The organism is Marinibacterium profundimaris, from assembly GCF_002210095.1.
Taxonomy (GTDB): Bacteria; Pseudomonadota; Alphaproteobacteria; order Rhodobacterales; family Rhodobacteraceae; genus Marinibacterium; species Marinibacterium profundimaris.
In genome coordinates, this window is sequence record NZ_AQQR01000002.1 from 22,788 (window position 1) to 43,974 (window position 21,187).

The window sequence follows — 21,187 nt, forward strand, 5'->3', positions numbered from 1 at the left end:
GGTCATCCCAGCCCCCTGAGATCCCGGAACAGGTGGATGTCGACGGGCGCCCCGGCAAAGGTCGGCCCCCGGGTCATCAGCGCCACGGCATCGTGGCTGTGCAGGCTTTCCTGGTGGCTGGCCACCACGCGGTAATCGCCGACCCTGTCATCGCCCGACAGCACCTCGGCAAAAAGCCGGACGGCATCCTCGACAAAGATCGGATTGGCGGCGTTCAGCTCGGCGAAGGCCTGTTCGTCCTCGCGTTTGACCATGACCTGGGTCTCGGTCGGCACGGCACGGCGGCACAGGTCCACCACGTCCTCGAACCACAGCACCGGCGCATCGGGGCGCAGCACCAGCGACAGCCGCGCGACAGAGCGCTGCGAATGCGGCGTCGCCAGCTGGCCACGGATGGCTCGGGCATGTTCCGACAATTCCAGCGAACAGGGGCAGGTTGAGGAATAGACGTAGTCGAGATGCAGGATCGAACGGCTTTCACCGCCACTGACCAATTCTTCCAGGGTCAGCGCATAATACTGGTAGCCCTCCAGCCCCGACCGGAGCGAGGGCACCCGCATCGGGAAGCGCAGGTCCATGGCGATGCGCGCGTCAGAGCAATCGTGGTCGGCGCGGTAATCGCGCAACACCTCGCGGATCACGTCAAAGCTGAACTCCCGGTCGGCAGCGCGATAGAAGCTGCGCATGATCCGGGACATGTTGATGCCCTTGTTGTCCGCGCCCAGGCTGACGGTGCCCGTCACCCCGGTTTCCAGTGTCAGCGGGTCGCCGTCGCGGCGCCGGTAGCGGATCGGCAGGCGAAAGCCCGAAATGCCGACATGGGCAATGCCGTCGCGCGCGCCGCGGATCAGGCTTTGCGGCCCGTTCTGCAGGTCCGGCAGGCCGGCGATGTAATCGGCATCGGCTGTAAATCGGTCGGGATAGTCGCGTGACAGCGCCCCGCCCCGCGCCAGTTCGGCCAGCCGGGCCTTCAGATCCGGCGCATCCCTGTCGCCGGCGCCGGATGCCATCCAGTCCTGCAGCACCCGAAGCGCGGCTTCGGCAGCCGAATCGTCAGGACAGGCGTGATTTGGGCTGGCATGCAGCCCGACGGGCCGGGTGTTCATGGGGTCTGATCCTTCTCTCCCAAAAGGTTGGGCGACGCGATCCGCCACGACGGACGGGATCGCGCCACCCTACAGGTTCGATACCGTGCCGTGCCGGCAGGGCTGCCCTGCGCCACCCCATGTCGTCCACCCCGGGAGGAGAGGGAGGATGAGGGGCGGCCTCGGGACAGGCGCAGGTTGTGCCGGCGAGGGGTCACCAGCGGTCAGCACCTGCGGTCACGGGTCGGTATCGGTCCCGTGCGCCCGGGAGGTCCGGGCTCACAGGTTCATGGTACTAGGTATACCAAGAACAATCAAACGGGTATTTGCCATTGCGGCGGAGAAATTCCAGATTTCTCGTGGATTCCCCGTGCCTTCCCGGTTTTGCCGCAAATCTGGACGTTACGTCCGACGGCGCAGATCGCGCAGAATGCACATGGGATTTCGGCGCCGGAGCAGCGTGGTCTGGCAACAGGTCCACCCGGTCTCGTCGAAGTCGGGAAAGAAGGTATCGGCATCCTCGACGTCAAGCTCGACCTCGCTGATGAGCATCCGATCGGCCAGCGGCATCAGGTCGGCATAGACCCGGGCGCCGCCGATTCCGTGGATCGCCTGGTGGCCCGCCTCGCGCGCAAAGCGGACCGCCTCGGCCGGGCTGGGAAAGACATGCTCGGCCAGGTCCGGATCCGAAGAGACGACGCAGTTCAGCCGGTCCGGCAACGGGCGTCGCGGCAGGCTGCGCCAGGTGCGGGCACCCATGATGAGCGCGCCGCCGGTGGTCGCCTCGCGGAAATGGGCCAGATCCTCGGGGAGGCTCCACGGCATGGTGCCGTCCCGCCCGATGGCGCCGTTGCGAGCGCGGGCGACAAGCAGCGTGATCACGATGCGCCCCGGCACCCGCCCGCGTGATCGGTCCTTGTGATCACGTTCCGGTTGCGTCCAGCCTGTGCGCGGCACCAATCGGGCCAAGCTCAACGACGTCACCGGCGCCAAGGCGTTCCGCGAACCATTCGGCCAGGGCCCGCCCCTGCAACCTGTCGCGCACCTTCGGATCGGTTGCGCGGCGCACGATCCGGCTTGGCGCCCAGACCGCCAGACAGGTCTGGTCGATCGCGTGTTGCAGTTCGGTCCGGCTTTCGATGACACGGCAGCGGGCATCGCGTCCGGCAATGCGCCAGGCCGCCTGTTCCATCGCCAGCAGGTCGATCTGCCGGTCCACCCCGCCGGTTTCGCCGCGCTCCGGCGCCGAACAGGGCGCAAGCACAACCGGGCGGCCGGGCGCGAGAAGGGCGTCGAACCGTTCGCTCAGCCTCGCGTCACCAAGGGCGGCCTCGTCCACCAGCACGACCAGCGGCGCCTCGCCCCGGATCGCGAAGAGATCGGGAACCGCGGCCACGGCCTGGCGGGCGGTCCGTTCGATTTCCACGCCCAGTGCAAAGGGGCCGCGATCCAGCTTTTCGACCCGCAGGGTCAGGTGGCGCACCGCCGGAATCGCCAGCAGGCGATCGGCGATCCGCTCGGCCAGTGTTTCCAGCAGATCCAGGCGTTCGTCACGCAGCACGGTGTCGATGGTCTGCACGAGGGTGTCGTAGCTGAGGATCCCGTCCACGTCGTCGCCCACCGGCGCGTCGGCGGGCACAAGCTCCACCATCACGTTGAAACGCAGGGTCTGCTCGACATCGCGTTCTTCCCCGAAGGCGCCGATCTCGGCCTTGCGGATGTAATCGCCCAGCAGGAGCCGGTCGACCGCCCTTTCGCGCGCCGACAGGTCGCGCCGGAAATCGGCCTGTGTGTTCATGGGCTTGTCCCTTTCAGAACGGTCGGAATTTCAGGGCGATGGCCCGGGATCAGGCTTTCAGGCGGTCAGGAGGATCTTGCCGTGCTGCTGCGCGGCTTCCATCATCTCGTGCGCGGCGGCGGCTTGCGCCAGGGGCAGCGTCGCATGGGTCACGCTGCGCAACGCACCGGAGGCAAAGAGCGGCCAGACCGTTTCGCGCAGGCTTTCGGCCACATGTCCCTTGAAGGCGTCGGACCGCGACCGCAGGGTCGAGCCGGTGTAGCTGATCCGTTTCAGCATGACCGGCATCAGGTCGATTTCGACCTTGGATCCGGCGTTGAACGCCAGCTGGATGATCCGCGCATCGTGGCGCGAGGCCTTGATGTTGCGGGCCACGTAATCGCCGCCGATGATATCCAGAATGATATCCATGCCCCCCGCCTCGCGGCAGATCGGCACGAAATCCTCCGACTTGTAGTCGATCGTGCGCGTGGCGCCGAGCGAGGTGGCGAAGGAGGCCGAAGCCTCGGAATCGACCGTGGTATAGACATTCAGCCCCATCGCCGCGCCCAGCTGCACGGCGGTGGAGCCGATCCCGCCGGATCCGCCATGCACCAGGAAATTCCCTGCCTCGGGGATCGCCTGGTCGAGGAAGACGTTGCTCCAGACGGTAAAGAAGGTCTCGGGCAGGCCGGCGGCGTCGACCACGCTGACGCCATCGGGAATCGGCAGGCAGTGATCGGCACGCACCGCAACATATTCGGCATAACCGCCACCGTTGGTCAGCGCGCAGACCATGTCGCCGGGCGACCAGAGCGATTGCCCGGCCCCCGCGGCGACCACCTGGCCGGACACTTCCAGCCCCAGAAGATCCGAGGCGCCCTTGGGCGGCGGGTAATGGCCACGGCGCTGGACCATGTCGGGCCCGTTCACGCCGGCGGCGACCACACGGATCACCACCTCGTCCGGGCCGGGCGTGGGCAGGGGGCGGGACCCGGGGGCAAGAACCTCGGGGCCGCCCGGCTCCTTCATTTCGACGACAGTCATCATTTCGGGCAGTTCGGCACTGTTCATCGGTTCACGCTGCCTCGTTCTGGGCGACGAGCGCTGTGACCACGTCGTCGGCATTCACAGCGATGGTGGCGCCCGCGCGGCGCAGACGGTCGGTCTTTTCCGCGGCCGAGCCCAGCCCGAAGGACGACACCGTGCCGGCATGGCCCATCCGCCGTCCCTGCGGCGCATGGCGCCCGACCACCAGCGCGACGACCGGCTTGCCGAAGTCGACAGAAGCCAGGTAATCCGCCGCGTCCTCTTCGGCCCGGCCGCCGATCTCGCCGATCAGCACCACGGCCTCGGTCTCGGGGTCGTCCTTGAACCGCTTCAGGCAATCGACGAAATCCACGCCGTGCAGGTTGTCGCCGCCGACGCCGACGGTCGTCGACTGCCCCAGCCCGGCGCGGGAACATTGCGCCAGGATCTCGGAGGTCAGCGAGGCCGAACGCGAGGCGATGCCGACATTGCCCGGCTTGGCATGGACCGTGGGCATGACCCCGATCTTGCACTGGCCAGGCGACAGGATGCCCTGCGAATTCGGCCCGATCAGCATGGTGTCGGACTGGCGCAGCGCCGCCTTCACGCGGCTCATGTCATGCTGCGGCACGCGTTCGGTGACGCAGACCACGGTTTCCACACCGGCCTCGATCGCCTCGATCATGGCGTTGGCGGCAAAGGGCGCGGGCACGATGACCAGGCTCGCATTGGCCTGCGTCTCGGCCACGGCCTCCTTGACCGTATCGAACAGCGGCAGGTCCAGGTGCTTGCGCCCGCCCTTGCCCGGCCGCACGCCGCCCACGTAGGTGGAGCCATAGCGCACGCCCTGGTCGGTGTAGAAGGTGCCGGCGCGCCCGGTCATGCCCTGCACGATCACCCGGGTGTCGGAATTGACGAAGATCGACATGCCTCCCTCCCTCAGCTTGCCAGTTCGACGGCGCGGCTGACCGCGTCCGACATGGTATCGAAGACCTCGACCGGGATCTTGCGGTCCTTGAGGATGCGGATGCCCCAGTCGGCATTCTGCCCCGCCAGCCGCGCGACCACCGGAAGCTTCCGGTCGGATCGAGAATAGGCGAAGGAGATCCCCTCGGCTACGGTATCGCAGGCGGTCATGCCGCCGCCGTGGACATTCAGCAGGATGACCCGTGCCCTGGGCTCTTCCAGCAGCAGCGAGACGCCCTTGGCGATGTCGAAACTGGTGGCGGTGGTGCGGATGTCCATGAAGTTGGCGGGCTGCCCGCCGGCGTCGAAGACCATGTCGTTGGTCGCCAGCCCCAGACCCGCACCGTTCACCACGACACCGATGTTGCCATCCATCCGCACCAGGTTGATGTCGTTGGCCTGGGCCTCCATCTCGACCTCGCTGAGGCCCTGCTTGCCGGCCAGCGATTCGAATTCCGGGTGGCGGAACAGCGCCGCGCCATCCAGGGCGATCTTGGCGTCGATCACGCTCCACTCGCCCTGCGATGTCCGGGCGAAGGGATTGATTTCCAGCAGCGTCATGTCGTTGTCGATGAAGGCGCGCAGGGCTGCCATCAGGATGCCGGTCGGCGGATCCTGTTCGATCCCGATCTCCGACAGGAAGCCGGCCAGCGCATCGCGCGTCTCCGGCGTGTCGGATTCCAGCAGAAAGGATTTCACGGTCGAGGGGTCCATCTGCGAGCGCTGCTCGAATTCCACGCCCCCCTCGGACGAGGCCAGCAGCATCGGTGCGCCGCTGCGCGTGTCCAGCACGAAGGCGAAGTAGTAGCTCTCCGCCAGGTCGAGGGCCTCCTCGACCGAGACGGCGGTGACCATCTCGCCCTTGGCGCCGGTCTGCGCGGTGACCAGAGGGTTGCCCAGCAGGCGCCGCGCCTCGTCCGCGACAGCCGATGGCGTGGCCGCGAATTTCACCCCGCCGGCAAGCCCGCGCCCCCCGGCGGTGATCTGCGCCTTCACCACGTATTTGCGCGCGCCGATCTCGGCGCAGCGGCGTTCCGCCTCCTCCGGCGTACGCGCCAGACGGCTGACTGGCACGGGCAAATCGTACTGCGCCAGCAGTTCCTTGGATTGGTGTTCTGATACGAACATTTTCAGCACTCCTCCCCGAATGCTTGCCATGTGGTACTTGGTATGCCACAAAACGTTAGATGTCAACGGAACCGCCCCGGGCGGCGACATGACAAAAGGTCGGAGGGGACCGCGAGGACGACCCCAACCGAACAGGCCGACACGGGAGGAAAAGTGATCGATCTGAAGGACTTGCGATGCCTGAGCGCCCTTGCGCGCCACAAGCATTTTGCCCGCGCGGCAAATGAATGCGGGATCTCGCAGCCCGCGTTCTCGATGCGCATCCGCAAGATCGAAGACCGGCTTCAGACCTCGATCGTGAAGCGCGGGAACCGGTTCCAGGGACTGACGGAGGACGGCATGATGATCGTCCGCCACGCCCGGTCGATCATGGACGAGGTCGAGGTCTTCCAGCAGCAATTCCGCTGCCACAAGGGGCAGATCTCGGGCTCGCTGAAGCTGGGCGTGATCCCGACGGCGGTGGGCTATGTCAGCCTGCTGATGCGCGATCTGAACCGGGATTTCCCGCAGATCGTGGTGCGGATCGAAACCGCCTCGTCGGTGGCGGTCCAGCAGGGGATCGAGGACGGCCGGTTCGATGCCGGCGTCACCTATACCGACGGCGCCCCGCGCGACCTGCTGCATGTGGAGCCGCTTTATACCGAGGGCTACGTGCTGCTGGCCCCCGCCGAAATGGCGCCCCGCGACGCGGGCGAGATCACCTGGGCCGAGGCGGCGAAGATGCCGCTGACGCTACTGGAACCGGGCATGCAGAACCGAAGCATCATCGACCATGTCTTCGACCAGATCGGCGCCACGCCGCATGTGGTGGCCGAGACCAGCGGCTTTACCTCGGCCATCGTGATGGCTGTGCAGGGGCTGGCCGCGACGGTTCTGCCGCGCGTTCTGGTGGAGTCGCTTGGCGGGGTGGCCGGCGCGCTGACCCTGTCGCTGGTCGAGCCGGTGCAGGAAAAATCCGTGAGCCTCGTGTCGGGGCTGCGGGATACGGGATTGCCGACTTTGGAAGCTCTCAGGTCGGTCACAACCAAGTCGCGATAAGCCGGGGTTATTACGGCTTAACGAGTCAAGATTTTACAAGACGGAGGCCAGGTGCCACCGTTTTTCACGTCAAGGGAGGACACCATGGCACCTTTGGATGATCAAAAAGGCATCTGGAAGAAAAAAGGCACCGGAAAGTCTCGCAAAACGCCCAAGGGGCGGCAGTTCGGGGATACGGCGCTGTCAGAGGTTCAGGCGCTGCTGGGCGACACGCCCCGCAATCGCGACCTGCTGATCGAATTTCTTCACCTGATCCAGGACGAATACGGCCACCTGTCGGCCGATCACATCGCCGCTCTGGCCTATGAAATGCGCCTTGCGCAGGCCGAGGTCTACGAGGTGGCGACCTTCTATGCCCATTTCGACGTGGTCCGCGAGGGCGAGGTTCCGCCCCCTGCCCTGACCATCCGCGTCTGCGATTCGCTGTCATGCGAGATGGCCGGCGCGCAGCAGCTGAAGGCCGCGCTCGAGGACGGGCTGGACCCGGCCGAGGTCCGCGTGGTGCGCGCGCCCTGCATGGGCCGCTGCGACACCGCCCCGGTGATCGAGCTGGGCCATGCCCATGTCGACCACGCCACGCCCGAAAAGGTCATGGCCGCCGTCGAGGCGAAGGACACCCACGCCAAGATCCCCGATTACAAGCCCTTCGCCGCCTACAAGGACGAAGGCGGCTATGAAACGCTGGCCGACCTTCGCGCCAATGGCGACTGGGAGAAGCTGCAGGAAACCGTGCTCGATGCCGGTCTGCGCGGCCTCGGCGGCGCCGGCTTCCCGTCGGGCCGCAAGTGGGGCTTTGTCCGGGCCAACGCCGGCACGCGCTACCTTGCCGTCAACGGCGACGAGGGCGAGCCCGGCACGTTCAAGGACCGCTACCTGCTTGAGCGCGACCCGCACACCTTCCTCGAAGGCATGCTGATCGCCGCCTGGGCCGTCGAGGCCGAGAAGTGCTTTATCTACATGCGCGACGAATACCCCGCGGTGCTGCACATCCTGCACAAGGAGATCGCCGCGCTGGAAGAGGCCGGGATCGCGCCCAAGGGCTATATCGACCTGCGCCGGGGCGCCGGGGCCTATATCTGCGGCGAAGAAAGCTCGATGATCGAATCGATCGAGGGCAAGCGCGGTCTGCCGCGCCATCGTCCGCCCTTCGTGGCCCAGGTCGGCATATTCAATCGCCCGACGCTGGTTCACAACGTCGAGACGCTCTACTGGGTCGCCCGCATCGCGCGGTCGGGGCCCGAGGTGCTGAACTCGACCGAGAAGAACGGGCGCAAGGGCCTGCGGAACTATTCCGTTTCGGGCCGGGTGAAGAACCCGGGCGTGCACCTGCTGCCCGCCGGTTCGACCATCGTCGACATCATCGAGGCCGCGGGCGGCATGCTCGACGGTCACGAGTTCAAGGCCTACCAGCCGGGCGGCCCCTCGTCGGGCTTGCTGCCCGCCTCGCTGGATGACGTGCCGCTCGATTTCGACACGCTGCAACCGCATGGCTCCTTCATCGGATCCGCCGCGGTGGTGATCCTGTCGGACCAGGACAAGTGCCGTGACGCCGCGCTCAACATCCTGCGGTTCTTCGAAGACGAAAGCTGCGGCCAGTGCACCCCCTGCCGGGTGGGCTGCGAAAAGGCGGTCAAGCTGATGCAAGAGGAGCATTGGGACCAGGAACTGCTCGAGGATCTCTGCGGCATCATGGTGGATGCCTCGATCTGCGGGCTGGGACAGGCCGCGCCGAACGCCATCCGCCTTACCATGAAACACTTCAGCGAAGAGGTCTGACATGCCTGACGGAGCACAGACAGCCACGGTGACATTCAACCTCAACGGCGAGGACGTCACTGTCCCCGAGGGGTTCACGATCTGGGAGGCCGCCCATGGGCGCGGCCTGGTCATCCCCCATCTCTGCCACAAGCCGGAACCGGGCTATCGCCCGGACGGCAATTGCCGCGCCTGCATGGTCGAGGTCGAGGGCGAGCGCGTGCTCGTCGCCTCGTGCATCCGGCCGGTGGCCGACGGCATGGTCGTCAACACCGACACCGACCGCGCGCGCAAGTCGCGCGAGATGGTCGTGGAACTGCTCGCCGCCGACCAGCCCCAGGTGGCGCATGACCAGTCCTCGCATTTCTGGGACATGGCCGCGCTGAACGGCGTCAAGGAAAGCCGTTTCCCCGCGATGGAGAAATCCCGGGTGCCGCTGCTGGACGACAGCCACGTGGCGATGAACGTCAACCTCGACGCCTGCATCCACTGCAACCTCTGCGTCCGCGCCTGCCGCGAAGTGCAGGTCAACGACGTGATCGGCATGTCCGGCCGCGGGCACGACGCCAAGATCGTCTTCGACCAGGACGATCCGATGGGCGCGTCGTCCTGCGTGGCCTGCGGCGAATGCGTCCAGGCCTGCCCGACCGGCGCGCTGATGCCCGCCTCGGTGCTGGACGACCAACAGGCCGGCGACAGCAAGGATTACGACCGCGAGGTCGAAACCGTCTGCCCCTATTGCGGTGTCGGCTGCCAGATCTCTCTCAAGGTCAAGGACGACAAGATCCTCTATGCCGAGGGCATCGACGGCCCCGCCAACGAGAACCGTCTTTGCGTCAAGGGCCGCTTCGGCTTCGACTACATCCACCACCCGCACCGGCTGACCAAGCCGCTGATCCGTCGCGAGGATGCGCCGGCCAAGGGGCTGAACGTGGAACCGGGCAACTGGCACGAGTTCTTCCGCGAAGCGACCTGGGACGAGGCGCTGGACGCCGCGGCCAATGGCCTGGCCAAGCTGCGCGACGATGACGGACGGCGCGTGGCGGGCTTCGGCTCGGCCAAGTGTTCGAACGAAGAGGCGTATCTGTTCCAGAAGATGATCCGCCAGGGCTTCGGCCACAACAACGTCGACCACTGCACCCGCCTGTGCCACGCCTCTTCGGTGGCGGCGCTGATGGAAAACGTGGGCTCCGGCGCCGTGACGGCGACCTTCAACGAGATCGAGAATGCCGACGTGGCCATCGCCATCGGCTGCAACCCGATCGAAAACCACCCCGTCGCCGCGACCTACTTCAAGCAGTTCACCAAGCGCGGCGGCAAGCTGATCGTCATGGACCCCCGGGGCCAGGGCATGAAGCGCTTTGCCTCGCATATGCTGCAGTTCCGCGCCGGCTCGGACGTGTCGATGCTGAACGCGATCATGAACGTGATCGTCGAGGAAAATCTCTACGACCAGCAGTATATCGAAGCCTTCACCGAGAACTGGACAGCGATGAAGGAACATCTCAAGGGCTTCCCGCCCGAAGAGATGGAGAAGATCTGCGGCATCCCGGCCGAAACCCTGCGCGACGTCGCCCGCACCTTCGCCACGGCGAAATCGGCGATGATCTTCTGGGGCATGGGCGTCAGCCAGCACATCCACGGCACCGACAATTCCCGCTGCCTGATCGCGCTTGCGCTGATGTGCGGCCAGGTCGGGCGTCCGGGGTCGGGTCTGCACCCGCTGCGCGGCCAGAACAACGTTCAGGGCGCGTCCGACGCGGGCCTGATCCCGATGTTCCTGCCGGACTACCAGTCGGTCACCGACGACGGCGTGCGGTCGGCCTTCACCGATGTGTGGAAGTCGGGCGATTTCTCGAACGAGAAGGGCCTGACCGTGGTCGAGATCATGGATGCGATCCATGACGGCCAGATCAAGGGCATGTACATCCTGGGCGAAAACCCGGCGATGTCGGACCCCGATGTCGACCACGCCCGCGACGCGCTGGCCAAGCTCGAGCATCTCGTGGTGCAGGACATCTTCCTGACCGAAACCGCAAACTATGCCGACGTGATCCTGCCCTCCTCGGCCTGGTACGAAAAGACCGGCACCGTCACCAACACCAACCGGCAGGTCCAGATGGGCCGCCCGGCGGTGCCGTCGCCCGGCGATGCCAAGGAAGACTGGTGGATCGAGGTGGAGCTTGCGAAGCGGCTGGGGCTGGACTGGAATTATACCCATCCCAAGGAAGTCTTTGCCGAGATGAAGCTGAACATGAAGTCGTTCGACAACATCACCTGGGACCGGCTGGAGACCACGGCGGTGACCTATCCGTCGCTGTCGCCCGAGGATCCGGGCCAGCCGATCGTCTTCGGCGATGGCTTCCCCCGGTCCGAAGGGCGCGCCCGGTTTGCCCCGGCCAGCGTCATCCCGCCGGCGGAATTCCCGGACGAGGAATATCCCTTCATCCTCATCACCGGCCGTCAGCTGGAACACTGGCACACGGGGTCGATGACCCGCCGGGCCAGCGTGCTGGACGCGGTGGAGCCGGAGGCGAACTGTTCGCTCCATCCCAGGACCCTGCGCGAGCTGGGCGTGGCCCCGGGCGACTATATCAAGCTGAGCACCCGCCGGGGCACCGTCACGGTGATGGCACGGGCCGACCGGGCCGTGGCCGAGAAGAACGTGTTCCTGCCCTTCGCCTATGTCGAGGCCGCGGCGAACATCCTGACCAACTCGGCGCTCGACCCCTACGGGAAGATTCCGGAGTTCAAGTTCTCGGCCGTGCGCGTCGAGAAGGCGGAACTGCTGGCAGCCGAGTAAGCCAAGCGGCGTGTCCCACGCGTGGGACACGCCTGCACCTTATAAAAATCAAAGACTTGCAGGCGCGGATTTACCAATCGTTCACGATTGGAGGATCCGCGCCTCGCTGTTTTCACCCGCTGTTTCCAGGGGCAGCGAGGCGCGCCGTCAGGCGGGACGAGCGGGCCTAGCGGGTGATGCGGCGGCGGTCCAGGATGCCCGAGCGCAGCACGATCTCGGACACCTGGTGTTCGCGGCGGTAGGCCATGACATGCACGCCCGACACGCCGGTGATATCGCGCACCGCCCGGATCAGCTCGATGCAGATCAGTTTGCCCTCCTCGGCCGGGTCCGAGGCCCCCTCGAGCCGGTCGATCACCGCGTCGGGAATATGGATGCCGGGCACGCGGGCGCGCATCCAGCGCGCCGTCTTGGCCGAGGGCAGCAGGCCGATCCCCGCAAGGATATAGCACCGCTCGTGCAGGCCCAGCTCGCGCACGCGGGTCATGAAACGTTCGAACCGCGGCAGATCGAAGATCAGGTTGGTCTGGATGAAATCCGCCCCCGCCGCCACCTTCTTGGCCAGCCGCTCGGCCCGCCAGTCCAGCGGATCGACGCAGGGATTCTCGGCGGCACCCAGGAAAAGCTTCGGCGGATGGGTGATCTTGCGCCCCGACAGAAAGACACCGTCGTCGCGCATCGTCTTGAGCGTCCGCAGCAGCGAGATCGAATCGAAATCGAAGACCGGCCGCGCACCGGGCTGGTCCCCGGCCGACACATCGTCCCCCGTCAGGCACAGCACGTTCTGCACCCCCAGCGCCGATGCGCCCAGCACGTCGCCCTGGATGGCGATCCGGTTGCGGTCGCGGCACGACACCTGCAGCACCGGCCCATAACCCGCGCGCACCAGCAGCGCCGAGATCCCCAGGGACGACATGTGGCAATTGGCGCCCGAGGCATCGGTGGCGTTCACCGCATCGGCGATCTCGCCCAGCGGGCGCGCGGCCTCGTAGACATCCTCGGGGTCGGCACTGTCGGGCGGGTTGAGCTCGGCCGTGATCGCGAAGCGCCCCGAGCGCAGGACACGTTCCAGCCGGCCGCCGGCGGCAAAGCCCGGGCCGGTGCCATCCGCCGTCATCGCCGGGGATCCCGGGCCGAGGCGGGTTCCGAGGCCAGCGGCGCCGCCGTCGGTTCGGACCGGCGCGCGCCCGGAAAGGCCCGCGCGATCGTGGTGCGGCGCGCATCGCCCGTGGCCTCGTTCCGCGTCTCGGCCTTCTCGCGCGAGGCGCGCAGCCAGGCAGAGGAGCCTTTCAGCGTGTTGTCCACCGGGGGCAGCACCGTGCCGATCTTGTCGCGGCCCTTCATCCGCGCGGCACCGTTCCAGGCCTCGACCCAGACGCAGCGCATCTCGGGCTTCACCTCGCAATAGCCGCCGGGGCGGACACCGCCGCAGGGGCCGTTGCGCAGGGTCTTGGGGCAGTTCATCGGGCAGGACATGCCGGTCGACGACAGCACGCATTGCCCGCACATGCGGCAATCGAACAGCAGCGATTTCGTCAGTTTCTCGACCGGCGCGACGACCTTTTCCACCCGGCCATAGCCGATGCGGCGGAACAGCGGGTGAAGGGCCACCATCGAGGTTTCGAGCACCGCGTAGAGGCGCTCGAAGCTGCGAGAATGGCGCGCGGCGAAGAGGCGGAAGCGATACATGTCAGACCTGCCATCGGATGGAACGCAAAAGGTGGGCTGGCCCGATGATAGCGGGCCAGCGCGCACGGGTCCAAGGCCGCGATGGTCAGGCGGTCAGACCCTCGGGCTCGGGCAGACCATTGGCGCGACAGCAGGCGGTCAGCGTGTTGGCCAGCAGGCAGGCAATGGTCATCGGCCCCACCCCGCCCGGAACCGGGGTGATGGCGCCGGCGACCTGCGAGGCGCTGGCGAAATCGACGTCGCCGACCAGCTTGGTCTTGCCGTCGCGTTCGATCCGGTTGATGCCCACGTCGATCACCGTCGCCCCGGGGCGGATCCAGTCGCCCACGACCATCTCGGGCCGGCCGACGGCGGCGACCAGGATATCGGCGCGGCGCAGCACCTCGGGCAGGTCCTTCGTGCGGGAATGGGCGATGGTGACGGTGCAGCTGTCGCCCAGCAGCAGCTGCGCCATGGGCTTGCCCACGATGTTGGAGCGGCCCAGCACCACGGCATTCATCCCCGAGAGCGAGCCATGGTGATCGCGCAGCATCATCAGGCAGCCCAGCGGCGTGCAGGGCACCATGGATTTCTGCCCCGTGCCCAGCAGGCCGACATTGGAGATATGAAAACCGTCGACGTCCTTGGCCGGGTCGATCGCGTTGATCACCAGGTCGGAATCGAGATGGTCCGGCAGCGGCAACTGCACGAGAATGCCATGGATCGTGGGATCGTTGTTGAGCTGCTCGACAAGCGCCAGCAGCGTCGCCTCGTCCGTGTCGGGGTCAAGCCGGTGCTCGACCGAGAGCATGCCCGACTCCTTGGTCTGCTTGCCCTTGTTGCGGACGTAGACCTGGCTGGCCGGATCTTCGCCCACCAGCACCACGGCCAGGCCCGGGGTCAGGCCGTGCTCGGCCTGCAGGCGACTCACATGGGTGGCCACGCGGGCGCGCACGTCGGCGGCAAAGGCCTTTCCGTCGATGATCTTGGCGGTCATTTTTTCCTCCGATGCGTGGATTCTGGCATCCCAGAGACCAGATTTTGGTATATGGCGTATTAGTTGGGGCTTTGTAAATTACTGATATTTAACCATTATTAACGGCCAATCGTAAGCCCTGATTAACGAACATAGCGGTTATGCACTTGAACTGTTGCTCGCTATGCCGCATTGCGGCATAAGCCATCGCAACAGAATTCACGACGAAACGAAAGGTGCCGACATGGCCTATGCTGATCACTCCTCGCCCCGCTTCGGCCTTGGCGATGCCCTGCTGGCGCCGCTGCGCGCGGTCGTCATGACGATCGAATCGATCCGCGACTGCAACCGTCTGGGCAACGAATTCGACCAGCTGTCGCACAAGTCCAATGCGCGCCTGGCCGCCGATGGCCTGACCCGCGAAGAACTGCCCGCCGCGCTGGCAAAGCGCTACGGCATCCTCTGAGCGCGAGGCCCCCAGCGGCCTGACACGGCCCGGGACAGACCGGGCCCCGCCGGGCCGCCCTGCTGGACACCAGAGACAACGGGGCGGGCCGCAAGATTTCGGAAAGCCGAAGCGTCGGCCTCCCCTGCCCCGGCGATGCGGCCCATGCCGCCTGCATCGCAAGGCCCCCGGTCTCGGGGGCCCCGCCCGGCAAGGCTGGTTCAGGTGACCACATTGCTCGGTTCACCGCGCTCGAAATTCTCAAGGTGATCGCGGACCTGATTCCACAGGGTCTGCATCGCCTCTTCGCTGGCCCAGGCCACATGCGGCGTGACGATGACATTGGGCCGGTCCAGCACCTTCAGCAGCGGATTGTCCGGCGCCGGCGGCTCTGACGTCAGCACGTCAAAGCCCACGCCCGATATCCAGCCTTCGTCCAGCGCCTTCACCAGGTCGCCCTCGTGCACCAGCCCCCCGCGCGAGCAGTTCACCAGCAGCGGCTTCTGCTTCATGCGGCGGAATTCCGGCTCGGCGATCATGTTCTTGGTCGCGGGCATCAGCGGGCTGTGCAGCGTGATGATGTCGGCGGTCTCGATCACCTGATCCCAGGGCGTGTAAAGCGGGCCAAGGCCGTCGACGCCCTTGTGCGCGGCGAACATGATCTCCATCCCGAAGGCGCGGGCGAGGTCGGCGACCCCCTGGCCCAGCACGCCTTCGCCGATGATGCCCAGCTTGGAGCCGCGCAGATCCTTGATCGGGTGGTTGAAAAAGCAGAACTGGCCGGATTTCTGCCATTCGCCGTCGATCACGTCCTGGCGGTAGCCGACGATGGACCGGCGCAGGGCGAGGATCAGGGCAAAGGTGTGTTCCGGCACGGTGTTGATGGCATAGCCGCGCACGTTCGAGACGACGATGCCGCGCTCGCGGCAGGCCTCGAGGTCGAAGGCGTCGTAGCCGGTCGCCGGGATCGCGATCATCTTCAGCTTGGGGCATTTCTCGATCGAATCGCGGCGGATCGGCACCTTGTTCGAGATGGCGATATCCGCATCGGCCAGGCGTTCGGCGACCTGGTCGGGGGCGGTCTGGTCATAGACCACCCAGTCGTGTTCGAAGGACGGGCGATGGAGTTCAACGCTGGGTCCGATGGATCCGCGGTCGAGAAAGACGATGCGCATGAGGTTGGGCGTTCCCTTGACGTAGTCAGATGGCGACGCGCGCCCCGGTAGGGACGCGCGCCGGGTGTTCGGGTCTGGCCGGGCTTATTCGGCGGCGAGCGCCGTCGTCTGCCCGGTCGACGCATAATATTCGACAGCCGCGCCCACACCAGAACCGGATTCGAACGGAATGCCCGCATCGCGCATCGCCAGCTCGGCCCCTGCAAGGGATTGCAGCACCATGATCTCGTTCATGTAGCCCAGGTGGCCGATGCGATAGACCTTGCCCGCGACCTTCGACAGGCCGGCGCCCAGCGAAAGGTCGTACTTCTTGTAGGCGGTCTGGATCACGTCATTCGCGTTGTAGCCCTCGGGCACCACGATCGCGCTGACGGTGTCGGAATTCCACTTCGGCTCTTTCGCACAAAGCGTCAGGCCCCAGGCGTCGACCGCGCGGCGGCAGCCTTCGGCCAGGCGGTGATGCCGGGCCCAGACGTTTTCCAGCCCTTCCTCGAAGATCATGTCGAGCGAGGCGCGCAGCCCGCGCAGCAGCGTGGTGGCCGGCGTGTACGGGAAATAGCCGTCCTTGTTCGTCTTGATCATGTCGTCGAAGTCGAAGAAGCACTTGGGGAAGCCCGGCTTGGGCCGCTGGTCCAGCGCCTTCTGGCTGACACCCACGATGCCCAGGCCGGTGGGCAGCATGAAGCCCTTCTGCGAGCCCGACACGGCAACGTCGACGCCCCATTCTTCCTGCCGGAACTCGATAGAGCAGATCGAGCTGACGCCATCGACGAACAGAAGCGCGGGGTGGCCGAGGCTGTCGAGCACCTCGCGCACGGCTTTCACGTCCGAGGTCACGCCGGTCGCGGTTTCGTTCTGGGTGACGAGAACGGCCTTGATCTTGTGCTCCTTGTCGGCGGCAAGCTTCTGTTCATAAAGCTCGACCGGCGCGCCGGTGCCCCATTCACAGTCGATCGCATCGACATCGAGGCCAAAGCGCTGGCACATGTCGACCCACAGGTACGAGAACTGGCCGAAGATCGAGGCCAGCACCTTGTCGCCCGGCGACAGCAGGTTGGCGACGGCCGATTCCCAGCCGCCGGTGCCCGAGCTGGGGAAAATGAAGACCTGGCCGTTTTCCAGCTTGAACGCCTTCTTCAGGTCCGCAAACAGCGGCAGCGTGAATTCCGGGAAGTCCGGCGCGCGGTGATCTTCAAGGGCCACGTCCATCGCCTGGCGGACCTCGAAGGGCATATTGGTGGGGCCGGGAACGGCCAGTCCTTTGAATCCAGACATTTATTGTTCCTCCGTATCCTGGTTCACATGTCGCTGTAGATCGGGAAGGCGCGGCAAAGCGCTTCGGCCTCGGCCTTCACCTTCGCTTCGACCTCGCCGTTGCCGTCGGGGCCATTGGCGGCGAGCCCGGTCAGCACCTCGTCGATCATCTTGCCGACCTTGGCGAATTCTTCCGTGCCGAAGCCGCGGGTGGTGCCCGCCGGCGTGCCAAGACGGATGCCGCTGGTTACCGTGGGTTTCTCGGGATCGTTCGGCACGCCGTTCTTGTTGCAGGTGATATGGGCGCGGCCGAGTGCCTTCTCGGCCTCGTTGCCCTTCACGCCCTTGGGCCGCAGATCGACCAGCATCAGATGCGTGTCGGTCCCGCCCGACGTGATGGCGAAGCCGGCGTCGACCAGCGTCTTGGCCAGCACCTGCGCGTTCTCGATCACGCGGCCGGCGTAGGTCTTGAACTCGGGCTGGAGCGCCTCGCCGAAGGCCACGGCCTTGCCGGCGATGGCATGCATCAGCGGCCCGCCCTGCAGGCCGGGGAAGATGGCCGAGTTGATCTTCTTCGCCAGCGCTTCGTCATCCGTCAGGATCATGCCGCCGCGCGGGCCGCGCAGGGTCTTGTGCGTGGTGGTGGTGGCGACATGCGCATGCGGGAAGGGCGACGGGTGCAGACCCGCGGCCACGAGGCCCGCGAAATGCGCCATGTCGACCAGAAGGTAGGCGCCGACCTTGTCCGCCACGGCCCGGAACTTGGCAAAGTCGATCTGGCGCGGATAGGCCGAGCCGCCGGCGATGATGATGGCGGGCTTGTGCTCGACCGCCAGCGCTTCGAGCTGGCCGTAGTCGATCAGGTGGCTTTCGGGATCGACGCCGTAATGCACGGCGTTGAACCACTTGCCCGACATGTTCGGTTTCGCGCCGTGGGTCAGGTGGCCCCCGGCGTCGAGGCTAAGGCCCAGGATCGTGTCCCCCGGGCGCGCCAGCGCGAGGAACACGCCCTGGTTCGCCTGGCTGCCCGAGTTGGGCTGCACGTTGGCGAAGGCGCAGCCGAAGAGCTGGGTCGCCCGCTCGATGGCAAGGTCCTCGACCTCGTCCACGAACTGGCAGCCACCGTAGTAACGGCGGCCCGGATACCCTTCGGCGTATTTGTTGGTCAGCACGCTGCCGGCCGCATCCAGCACGGCGCGCGAGACGATGTTTTCGGATGCGATCAGCTCGATTTCGTCGCGCTGACGGCCCAGTTCCCGGCCGATCATCGCGGCCAGCGCGGGATCGGTTTCGGACAGATGGGTCTTGAAGAAGGTGTCGGTCGCGGCAGCTGCCAGCGGTTGGTCCGCAAAATCTTCCATGGTTCCTCCGGTTCTTTCCTGGTGCGTCGTCCGTCAGGCGGCGGCGCAGTAACTTTCGTCCGTCAGGCGACGGCGCAGTAATTCTTGTCCGTCAGGCGGCGGCGCGTTGGTCTTCGTCCGTCAGGCGGCGGCGCGCTGATTCTCGGCAAGCCTTGCGGTGACGGTGGACGAAATCTCGTCCAGCTCGCAGGACGACACGCCGACCTGATCGGCGATCAGCTTGACCAGCAGATCCACGCGTTCGATCGCGTCGGCACCGCCGTCGATGGCGCGGGCGGCCGAGGACGGCTTTTGCAGCCCTTCGGCGGCCTTGGCGTATTTCTCGAACGGCACCAGATCGGCGGGATCGGCGCCCAGCTTCGTGACGATGCGGTCGACCTGGTCATAGATCGCGCGCGACAGCTCCAGGTTGCCCTGCACCGCCTCGCAGATCGGGCGGACGCCGTCGGGCTGGACGCAGCGGTAATTGCCGGTCAGCAGCATCGACCACTTGGCGAAGGGCACGAAGAGGCTGTCGAAGACGCGCAGCTTCACCGGGACTTCCTTGCCGTCGACGCGGATGGCGGCGACCTTGTCGGCCATTTCGGTCAGCATGGCATTGTGATCGGGATCCGCGAAGGGGGCGGATTTGAAATTGGTCGGCAGGCCCACATGCAGCACGTTGGCGCCTTCGTCGGGCAGGCGGAAGGCCTGCGGATCCGGAGAGCACAGCGTGACATTGCCCGGGGTAAAGGCGTTCCAGGCCTCGGGGCAGCTGAACGAGGGTTCGAGAGGGGTGGTGTCGAGCCCCTTGATCCGCCGCAGGTAGGGCAGCGGCGGCATGTTCATGATCGACAGGCAGGGCAGCTGCGCTCCGGCGATCCGCCGCAGCAGATCGAGGATCGGATCCGAACAATATTGCGGCTCGGACATGGCGAGCGCGCACATGTCGTAATCGCCGGCCTTCACCTCTTCGGGCGAAAGCGCGTTGAGCGTGCCTGGCAGCTCATTGGACTTGAACGAGCGGTGCTCGTCCTCGTCGCGCAGCTTGATGCGGACGTCGGTGCCTTCGGCATTGATCAGGTCCGCGGTCTTGCGACGGCAAACCAGCGTGACATCGTATCCCGCCATGAGCAGCTTCGTGCCCAGCAGCGATCCATAGGATGCCCCGAGGATCAGGATCTTCTTGGCCATCGTTTTGCTCCTCCCTAGGGTCGCCTTCATGCGCCGTTGTTGGGGTAATATAATTGCGCCATCGATTCCCGCTACGAAAACAAGGTCAATGTGTGTATTGTAATTCTTACAGGCCTTTCTTTTTGTAATGTTGTAAGGTTCACGGAGATGACAAAGACCCTGATCGGCCCCCGCTTGCGGCAGTTGCGGCGCGACCGGAAGCAGACCCAGGCACAGATGGCGAAGACGCTGGGCATCAGCGCATCCTACGTCAACCTGTTGGAAAATAACCAAAGATCGCTTTCGGTCCAGCTGCTGATGACGATCGCCGACAATTATGACATCGACTGGCGAGAGCTGACGCAGGACGACAGCAGCCGCCGGATCGCGGCGCTGCGAAGCGCGGCGCAGGATCCGATCTTTACCGGCGAAAAACCCGATCTGCAGGAAATCCGCGGCGCGATCGACCATGCGCCCAGACTTGTTGACCAGTTCCTTCAGCTGCATACCGCTCATCGCTCTGCGCTTGAGAAGATGATGCAAATGGGCGAGGGCGAGACCGCCGGCGAGTTGCTGAAGACCTCGCCAGAGACGATGATACACGATTTCTTCCGCGATCACCGCAACTACTTCCCCGAACTGGAAATGGCGGCGGAAGAGGTCTGGAACGGGCGCTTCACATCGCCCGAGAATCGCTACATGGAGCTGCGCGACCGGCTGGACCGGCTGCACGGCATTACCGTGGTGGTGCGGCGAATCGACGATATGGGCGAGGCGCTGCGGTACTACGACGAGACCGACAAGGTGATCTACCTGTCGCAGGCCCTGAACAACGCGAACCGGGTCTTCCAGCTGGCGCATGTGCTGTGCGGGGTGGAATTCCCGGACATGGTCTCGGGCATCGCGGAGGACAGCCGCATCACCGCGCAGCCGGCGCTGGCGCGGCTGCGGGTGGAACTGGCGAACTACTTCGCCGCCGCCTTCATCATGCCCTACGACGCCTTCTTCGCCGAGGTGGAAAGCACCGGCTATGACCTTGACCGCGTGGCGGCGGCCTTCGGCGCGACCTTCGAACAGGTGTGCCAGAGGGTGACCGCGCTGAACCGCGAAGGATCACGCGGCGTGCCGTTCTTCTTCCTGCGGATCGACAAGGCCGGGAACGTGACGAAGCGGTTCAACTCGACCACCTTCCACCTGGCCGAACACGGCGGCTCGTGCCCGGTGTGGAACATCCACACGGCCTTCTACACGCCGGGGGTGATCATGCCGCAATTCGTCGAACTGCCCGACGGCGACCGGTACTTCACCATCAGCCGGACGGTGCACCGGCCCGTCTTCTCGGAGGAGACGCAGGACAGGCGCCTGACCCTCGCCCTGGGATGCGAGGCGGGCTATGCGCACCGGATCCGCTATGCGTCCAGCTACAACTTCGACGATCCGAAGCTGTATGCGCCGATCGGGATCAACTGCCATCTGTGCCCCCGGCAGGCCTGCCTGCAACGCGCGCATCAGCCGCTGTTCACCGAACTGCCGATCGACGAGAACCGGCGCGGCAACACCCGCTACGAAAGCTGA

General features: G+C 65.8%; 18 protein-coding genes. 5 read left to right on the forward strand and 13 right to left on the reverse strand.

Annotation, left to right across the window (positions count from 1 at the left end; translation table 11 throughout):
• Positions 1–2 precede the first annotated feature (2 nt).
• The 6 genes from folE2 to ATO3_RS05120 all read right to left on the reverse strand — a co-directional run bounded on the left by folE2 (position 3) and on the right by ATO3_RS05120 (position 5,985).
• Positions 3–1,106 carry a GTP cyclohydrolase FolE2 gene (gene folE2 / locus ATO3_RS05095; RefSeq protein WP_088648753.1) on the reverse strand — a complete coding sequence of 368 codons (1,104 nt, stop codon included), beginning with the start codon at positions 1,104–1,106 and terminating at the stop codon, positions 3–5.
• A gap of 381 nt (positions 1,107–1,487) precedes the next feature.
• Positions 1,488–1,967, reverse strand: coding sequence for a dihydrofolate reductase (locus ATO3_RS05100; protein ID WP_088649336.1), 480 nt, complete (start codon positions 1,965–1,967; stop codon positions 1,488–1,490).
• A 40-nt stretch (positions 1,968–2,007) separates the two neighbouring features.
• The gene (locus ATO3_RS05105) at positions 2,008–2,883 is read right to left on the reverse strand and encodes a dihydroneopterin aldolase (protein WP_088648754.1); all 876 of its coding nucleotides are present in this window, start codon (positions 2,881–2,883) and stop codon (positions 2,008–2,010) included.
• A 57-nt stretch (positions 2,884–2,940) separates the two neighbouring features.
• Positions 2,941–3,936, reverse strand: coding sequence for an NAD(P)H-quinone oxidoreductase (locus ATO3_RS05110; protein WP_233152036.1), 996 nt, complete (start codon positions 3,934–3,936; stop codon positions 2,941–2,943).
• A 4-nt stretch (positions 3,937–3,940) separates the two neighbouring features.
• The gene (sucD, locus tag ATO3_RS05115) at positions 3,941–4,819 is read right to left on the reverse strand and encodes a succinate--CoA ligase subunit alpha (RefSeq protein WP_088648755.1); all 879 of its coding nucleotides are present in this window, start codon (positions 4,817–4,819) and stop codon (positions 3,941–3,943) included.
• A gap of 11 nt (positions 4,820–4,830) precedes the next feature.
• Positions 4,831–5,985 carry a succinate--CoA ligase subunit beta gene (locus tag ATO3_RS05120; RefSeq protein WP_088648756.1) on the reverse strand — a complete coding sequence of 385 codons (1,155 nt, stop codon included), beginning with the start codon at positions 5,983–5,985 and terminating at the stop codon, positions 4,831–4,833.
• 153 nt (positions 5,986–6,138) lie between these two features.
• Between ATO3_RS05120 and ATO3_RS05125 the strand changes: the two genes are divergently transcribed.
• The 3 genes from ATO3_RS05125 to fdhF all read left to right on the forward strand — a co-directional run bounded on the left by ATO3_RS05125 (position 6,139) and on the right by fdhF (position 11,581).
• Positions 6,139–7,023: a LysR family transcriptional regulator gene (locus ATO3_RS05125; protein WP_088648757.1), complete on the forward strand. Its 885-nt coding sequence runs from the start codon at positions 6,139–6,141 to the stop codon at positions 7,021–7,023.
• A gap of 84 nt (positions 7,024–7,107) precedes the next feature.
• Positions 7,108–8,799 (forward strand): NAD(P)H-dependent oxidoreductase subunit E, encoded by a 1,692-nt coding sequence (locus ATO3_RS05130; protein WP_088648758.1) that lies wholly within the window; start codon positions 7,108–7,110, stop codon positions 8,797–8,799.
• A 1-nt stretch (position 8,800) separates the two neighbouring features.
• Complete coding sequence (fdhF, locus tag ATO3_RS05135) at positions 8,801–11,581, forward strand: formate dehydrogenase subunit alpha (RefSeq protein WP_088648759.1); 2,781 nt, start codon at positions 8,801–8,803, stop codon at positions 11,579–11,581.
• A gap of 166 nt (positions 11,582–11,747) precedes the next feature.
• Here fdhF and ATO3_RS05140 read toward each other — a convergent pair whose 3' ends face one another.
• The 3 genes from ATO3_RS05140 to folD all read right to left on the reverse strand — a co-directional run bounded on the left by ATO3_RS05140 (position 11,748) and on the right by folD (position 14,246).
• A complete protein-coding gene (locus ATO3_RS05140; RefSeq protein WP_088648760.1) occupies positions 11,748–12,698 on the reverse strand; it encodes a methylenetetrahydrofolate reductase in 951 nt (316 codons plus the stop codon).
• A complete protein-coding gene (locus ATO3_RS05145) occupies positions 12,695–13,270 on the reverse strand; it encodes a methylenetetrahydrofolate reductase C-terminal domain-containing protein (protein WP_088648761.1) in 576 nt (191 codons plus the stop codon). Before ATO3_RS05145 ends, ATO3_RS05140 begins: the two co-directional genes overlap by 4 nt.
• 85 nt (positions 13,271–13,355) lie before the next feature.
• A complete protein-coding gene (gene folD, locus ATO3_RS05150; RefSeq protein ID WP_088648762.1) occupies positions 13,356–14,246 on the reverse strand; it encodes a bifunctional methylenetetrahydrofolate dehydrogenase/methenyltetrahydrofolate cyclohydrolase FolD in 891 nt (296 codons plus the stop codon).
• A gap of 223 nt (positions 14,247–14,469) precedes the next feature.
• Between folD and ATO3_RS05155 the strand changes: the two genes are divergently transcribed.
• Positions 14,470–14,691, forward strand: a complete 222-nt coding sequence (locus ATO3_RS05155) for a hypothetical protein (protein WP_088648763.1) — start codon at positions 14,470–14,472, stop codon at positions 14,689–14,691.
• Between the two features lie 200 nt (positions 14,692–14,891).
• On the opposite strand, the gene ATO3_RS05160 is transcribed toward ATO3_RS05155, so the two are convergent.
• The 4 genes from ATO3_RS05160 to ATO3_RS05175 all read right to left on the reverse strand — a co-directional run bounded on the left by ATO3_RS05160 (position 14,892) and on the right by ATO3_RS05175 (position 19,633).
• Positions 14,892–15,845, reverse strand: a complete 954-nt coding sequence (locus ATO3_RS05160; RefSeq protein WP_088648764.1) for a D-2-hydroxyacid dehydrogenase — start codon at positions 15,843–15,845, stop codon at positions 14,892–14,894.
• Positions 15,846–15,929: 84 nt separating this feature from the next.
• Entirely contained in the window at positions 15,930–17,120 is a 1,191-nt protein-coding gene (locus ATO3_RS05165; RefSeq protein WP_088648765.1) for an aminotransferase class V-fold PLP-dependent enzyme, read from the reverse strand.
• A gap of 23 nt (positions 17,121–17,143) precedes the next feature.
• Positions 17,144–18,460 carry a serine hydroxymethyltransferase gene (glyA, locus tag ATO3_RS05170; protein ID WP_088648766.1) on the reverse strand — a complete coding sequence of 439 codons (1,317 nt, stop codon included), beginning with the start codon at positions 18,458–18,460 and terminating at the stop codon, positions 17,144–17,146.
• 120 nt (positions 18,461–18,580) lie between these two features.
• Complete coding sequence (locus ATO3_RS05175; protein ID WP_088648767.1) at positions 18,581–19,633, reverse strand: ketopantoate reductase family protein; 1,053 nt, start codon at positions 19,631–19,633, stop codon at positions 18,581–18,583.
• 147 nt (positions 19,634–19,780) lie between these two features.
• Between ATO3_RS05175 and ATO3_RS05180 the strand changes: the two genes are divergently transcribed.
• Positions 19,781–21,187, forward strand: a complete 1,407-nt coding sequence (locus tag ATO3_RS05180) for a helix-turn-helix domain-containing protein (protein ID WP_088648768.1) — start codon at positions 19,781–19,783, stop codon at positions 21,185–21,187.